At 46.7% G+C, this 5,398-nt stretch carries 6 protein-coding genes; 3 read left to right on the top strand and 3 right to left on the bottom strand.

Annotated features, from left to right (window positions below; translation table 11 throughout):
- From nhaD to ACWVCM_RS02280, 3 genes are all read left to right on the top strand, one after another.
- On the top strand, window positions 1-381 hold a 381-nt coding region (gene nhaD, locus ACWVCM_RS02290; RefSeq protein WP_455200086.1), incomplete at its 5' end, for a sodium:proton antiporter NhaD.
- Between the two features lie 317 nt (window positions 382-698).
- Window positions 699-1,133: a rhodanese-like domain-containing protein gene (locus ACWVCM_RS02285; RefSeq protein WP_455200085.1), complete on the top strand. Its 435-nt coding sequence runs from the start codon at window positions 699-701 to the stop codon at window positions 1,131-1,133.
- 32 nt (window positions 1,134-1,165) lie between these two features.
- A complete protein-coding gene (locus tag ACWVCM_RS02280; protein ID WP_455200084.1) occupies window positions 1,166-3,526 on the top strand; it encodes a putative bifunctional diguanylate cyclase/phosphodiesterase in 2,361 nt (786 codons plus the stop codon).
- A 26-nt stretch (window positions 3,527-3,552) separates the two neighbouring features.
- Here ACWVCM_RS02280 and dnaQ read toward each other — a convergent pair whose 3' ends face one another.
- From dnaQ to ACWVCM_RS02265, 3 genes are all read right to left on the bottom strand, one after another.
- Window positions 3,553-4,284, bottom strand: coding sequence for a DNA polymerase III subunit epsilon (dnaQ, locus tag ACWVCM_RS02275; RefSeq protein ID WP_455200083.1), 732 nt, complete (start codon window positions 4,282-4,284; stop codon window positions 3,553-3,555).
- 48 nt (window positions 4,285-4,332) lie between these two features.
- Window positions 4,333-4,782: a ribonuclease HI gene (gene rnhA / locus ACWVCM_RS02270; RefSeq protein ID WP_455200082.1), complete on the bottom strand. Its 450-nt coding sequence runs from the start codon at window positions 4,780-4,782 to the stop codon at window positions 4,333-4,335.
- A partial coding sequence (locus ACWVCM_RS02265; protein WP_455200081.1) for a class I SAM-dependent methyltransferase occupies window positions 4,775-5,398 on the bottom strand: 624 nt, incomplete at its 5' end. The genes ACWVCM_RS02265 and rnhA, both read right to left, overlap by 8 nt.

Here is a 5,398-nt window from a genome sequence, read left to right as displayed (position 1 = left end):
GGCGTTGTGCTCTGCGTTGGCGGATTGGGTTTTATTGGCTACCTTTCTCTGGCATCACAGGTTATGTATGTAGAATGGGGAGCCACATCAGCAAACGTGATGGTAGGCATCCTCTCAGCCATCGTTGATAACATACCTGTCATGTTTGCAGTGCTGAGCATGGGTCCGGACATGTCGCAGGGTCAATGGCTGCTGGTAACATTAACTGCCGGGGTTGGTGGTAGCATGCTATCAATCGGCTCCGCCGCTGGCGTTGCACTCATGGGACAGGCAAAAGGGATGTATACCTTCTTTGGCCATTTAAAATGGACACCCATTATCGCCCTGGGTTATGTCGCCAGTATCTATGTCCACCTCTGGTTAAATAGCGCATTGTTTTAACCACACTAAATATAATGGTTTTAACCGGCCCACCTGGTCAATGACCTCAATTGAGAGACCAGGAAAAATCGGCGCTTGATAAATATTACTAATAACCCGTTTTCCACTAGCATGTAAAATTCGTGGCAGACCACGTTGAAACCTTATGAGTTAAAGGTTATCTTTACGCACCTGTATGCTTTCCTATTCTCGTGGACATCTAAAGTTTTCGATAATTTCGGCCGTTACGACTTCTTAGGTGATCCGTTATTTACGAGATCGCAATTGACTTACTCCTTGATTTTATTAGAAATCTCCAACGCGGGAGGTTACAAAAAATGACCCTGAATTTTCACACACTATATCAGGTGCTACTTTTGGCGCTTGTAGTATCCACACCATTTACAGCACTTGCAGACAAATCGCCTGAAACAATTGATGGTACCACCAAGGTATCTGCAGAAGGATTTATTGAATTAGTCGATTCTGTACCTGAATTAATCGTCATCGACTCACGCATCCCCGGCGATCGAAAGCAAGGCTATGTCGAAGGATCAATAAGCTTACCGGACGTTGAAACTAACTGTAAAACCCTGGCCAGCAGTATCCCCAGCAAAAAATCAGCCGCCTTATTTTATTGTAATGGTATAAAATGCGGGCGCAGCGCCAAGGCCGTAAAAATTGCATTAAGCTGTGGCTACAATAATATTTACTGGTTTCGTGGCGGATTCGAAGAATGGCTCGCTAAAGGTTATCCCTACCTGCAAGAATGATCGACAATTGATTCTGTAAAAAAACAAAAACAATGCCCCTGCGCCGATCATCTATTCGTACCAGCCTTGGATTTACCGTTTTAGTTATGGGGCTACTTGGTGTGGCCCTGGCCATTATCACAGGTGAAATCTACCGTCATCTCGCCCTGGAAAATCAACGCAAAGCTTTTGAAGAACTTGTTCATATTAAAGTCGATGACATTTTAAAAGATGTTGTAAAAAAAACATCGGAACTGGGATTGACGGTTCAATCAAACGCGCGATTCCGGAAAGCCCTGGCCCAGAGTGATGCTGGCGAAATACAAAACCAGCTCAACGAACAGTTCCACCGCTTCTTTGTTACCCTGACCATCATCAAACTGCAAAAACTTATTGCCTTTGATACTCATTTTGAAGTTACCGGTTATTCATCCGAAGGTTCGGACAGACTTGGGCCAACCAGTGTACCCTGCCCTGACCTGTTAGATCACGCCCGTGAGCGTAAAGGCGCAACTCGCCTCAAAATTGCATCCGAGCTTTGCATGGCCAGAGGCACGCCTGTTGTTGCCGTTCTGGTTCCTATAGGTGGCATCAGGCTGAAGGGCTATTTGCTCATCGCTGTCGATCCAACGCTGAATTTAAGCAGCGCGGAAAAACATCTGAATATGCCTGTGACCATTAAACTGGACAGCGGTCAAATTGTGTATGAATCGGATAACTGGCCTGCTCGCGACAGCGAAAGAAAATTCCTGATCACCAATTACGCCCTGAACGATACCCGGCAAAACCCGGTGTTTTATCTGCAATTCGCCTCCGACGTAGACGCTCTCTATGAAAAACTGGGACAGACACGGCTTATTATCATTGCTGCTGCGGCATTGGCGACATTAATCACCGCATTGCTTTCGCTTCTTTTGTTGCAAAAAACAGCGCTAAACCCTATTAGTACTTTAACTCAACAGCTGCACCGGGTACGCAAGGATAAGTCCCACTTAGGCGAACAGGTTTCTGTCACTGGAAACACGGAGATCACTGAGCTCGCAGACGGGTTTAATGATATGGCAGGCGAACTCAACGTGTTATACAACACGTTGGAGAACATGGCTTTTACTGATTCGCTGACCGGCCTCCCCAACCGCGCATTCTTTTATGAACGACTTGAGCAGTTTGCCAATCGTGTCCGTGTTAATCAGACGCCTTTCTTTTTACTAATGCTGGATCTGGATCGATTCAAATATATCAACGATACCCTGGGCCACCACATCGGTGATCAGTTGTTGCAGGAAGTTGGGCATCGCCTGCAACATGCCGTTCGGTCTTCGGATACCATTGCACGCCTGGGTGGCGATGAGTTCGCCGCGATACTGCCGTCTGAAGAAGGCAAACACGCCGGTACTATCGTGGCAGACAAAATATTAAAATCTCTTAATCATCCAATCATAGTCGGGCAGCACAATTTATCCATCAGCTGTAGCATAGGTCTGGTTCACTGTCCTTATGATGGTGAGGATATCAATCAGCTTATGCAACGCGCTGACGTTGCCATGTACCACGCAAAGAAGAACCGACACGGATTCACCTTTTATGCACCCGACCTTGACCGTCATAACATCATTCAACTCAACCTTGAAACAGATCTTTATGATGCGTTAAACAATGGTGATCTGGAACTGTACTATCAACCAAAAATCGACCTTAAAACTGGAACGACTGTCGCTGTAGAAGCGCTGTTGCGCTGGAAACATAAGAAGCGCGGCAATATTCCACCCGAAGAATTTATACCACTGGCAGAACACTCAGGTTTTATTCATCCCCTGACGCGTTGGGCTATTGAAACCGCGACCAAACAATGCGCTGAATGGCACAAGAACAAGTTAAAAATTGGCATCGCAGTTAACCTGTCCGCGCGCAGCCTGGAAGATTCCAGCATATTAGACACTGTACGCACCGCGTTGCGAACCTCCGGTTTGGACGCGTCCTACCTGTCCGTAGAATTAACCGAAAGCGTGGTAATGGCTGATCCACATCACGCCATGGAAATGCTCACTAAAATTCATGCTATGGGAGTAAGAATAGCTGTTGATGATTTCGGCACCGGCTATTCCTCGCTGGCGTATTTAAAAAAATTACCCGTCAACGAAATCAAAATCGACAAATCATTTGTAATCGATATGGTGCTCGATAGTAGTGACGAAGTCATTGTACATTCCACGATCGACCTCGGTCACAATATGGGGCTTAACGTTACGGCCGAAGGTGTTGAAAACGAAAAAACGATGGAAAAACTCATTATACTGGGCTGCAATTTGGCACAGGGGCACTATATGTGCGAACCGTGCAGTGCAGAAGATCTTTCCAAGTGGTTTTTTAAATCGCAATGGGGATTGCGTGCGAATGTCAATCAGGTGGTTTAGTTTATTCTGTTGACCACCACCATGCTTCACTCTGAAGCTACTGTATCAACCTCTTCTTTCAACCAGACACACCTGCCCTTACTGGCATCATTAATAGCTTGCAAACGTTGTTCATGTGCCGCCATTTCCTGATCATCCGCTTTTATCACCGTTAATGGTGGTCGATCAGCCGATAAACGACGGATAGTTTGCGCCACCGCTGCGCCACTCGCATCCTGATCGCCCAGCAAAAGCGTGACCTGGCCACCTGTCATACGTAAATACACATCGGCAAGAATTTCCGCATCCAGCAAGGCGCCGTGCAACTCGCGATGAGTGTTGTCTACTTCATATCGTTTACACAATGCATCCAGGCTATTCTTTTGACCGGGATGCTTTTGTCTCGCCATGCCCAGCGTATCCAGCACGCTACAGATGGAATCCACTGCCGGATAGCCACTATTCAACAAATTAAATTCGTGATTAATAAACCCTACGTCAAAGGAAGCATTATGGATGATCAATTCCGCCCCTTTGATAAAATCAATAAAATCATCCACCACTGCTTCAAACCGGGGCTTGTCGGCCAGAAATTCATTGCTAATACCGTGGACCTCGATGGCACCTTCTTCCACCTCACGATCGGGATTGATGTATTGATGATAGTGATTACCCGTCAGTTGCCGGTTGATTAACTCCACGCATCCGATTTCAATAATACGATGACCCTGAGTCGGTTCCAGGCCTGTTGTTTCGGTATCAAGTACGATTTGCCTCATAGATTCTCCGGCTTATTATCAAGTCAGTATATTTATTAAATTGCTCGTCTATTTACTCAACATCATTTCATCGATCGCCTGGTTGGCCAACTGGTCGGCCAGCTCATTACCTGGGTGCCCGGCATGACCCTTCACCCAGTGCCAGTCGACATCGTGTTTTTCCCGTGCTTTATCTAATCGTTGCCAAAGCTCAGCATTTTTTACCGGCGACTTACTGGCTGTTTTCCAGCCGCGCTTTTTCCAGTTGTTAATCCACTCAGAAATTCCATCGCGTACATACTTGGAATCCGTGGTTAAACTGACCTTGCAGGGCCTTTTCAAAGACTCCAATGCCGTAATGGCCGCCATTAATTCCATGCGATTATTTGTAGTGTTATCTTCCGAACCGTACAAAGTTTTTTCGGTGCCATTATAACGCAGGACCACTCCCCAACCGCCGGGGCCAGGATTGCCTCGGCAAGCGCCATCGGTAAAAATTTCTACGATATTCTTACTCATCTTTGTTTCCGTTTTCCCGGTTGCTAACCGACGAAGAATTACCGGCTAATTCCGGCGTTGCTAATCGACTCCTGCGTGGGCGCCAGCGAGGCTTGATCGGTGTAAATGTGGCAACGCGTTTCTTAGCAACCACCAGGTAAGCACCACTGAAAAACGGCCAGAAACGGTGTCCAATGCGGTCCAGAAATTTTAACTTGTCCATTATGCGTTTACTGGAAAAGGGTGGTCGATAAAAGTAACCGTGAACCTCGACAATATCAAATCCCAGTAAACGCAACCAATCCTTCAACCGATTAAGACGAATAAAACGCCCGCACCAGGGTGGTTTGCCTCGCCAACTTAATATCATGCGCCACCATATCCACCAACCCCATGGATTAAAACCCAGGATGACAACGTGACCTTCCGGAATCAAAGTACGATCGACTTCACGTAACACCTGGTGAGGCTCATAAGTAAATTCCAGCGTGTGCGACAACAGAAACACATCGAGGCTATCCGACGCAAACGGCAACTGTTCGGGCATACCGCGTAAATAGCCTGTCTTGCGATGCACCGAGGATTCACGCAGTTGATCGAGGCAAGGTGGATTATCGACATCCATAATCAGCTGGGT

It is taken from the genome of Kaarinaea lacus (genome assembly GCF_975902315.1).
The sequence above is the reverse complement of the archived record's forward strand: the minus strand, read 5'-3'. Positions and strand labels throughout refer to the sequence as shown.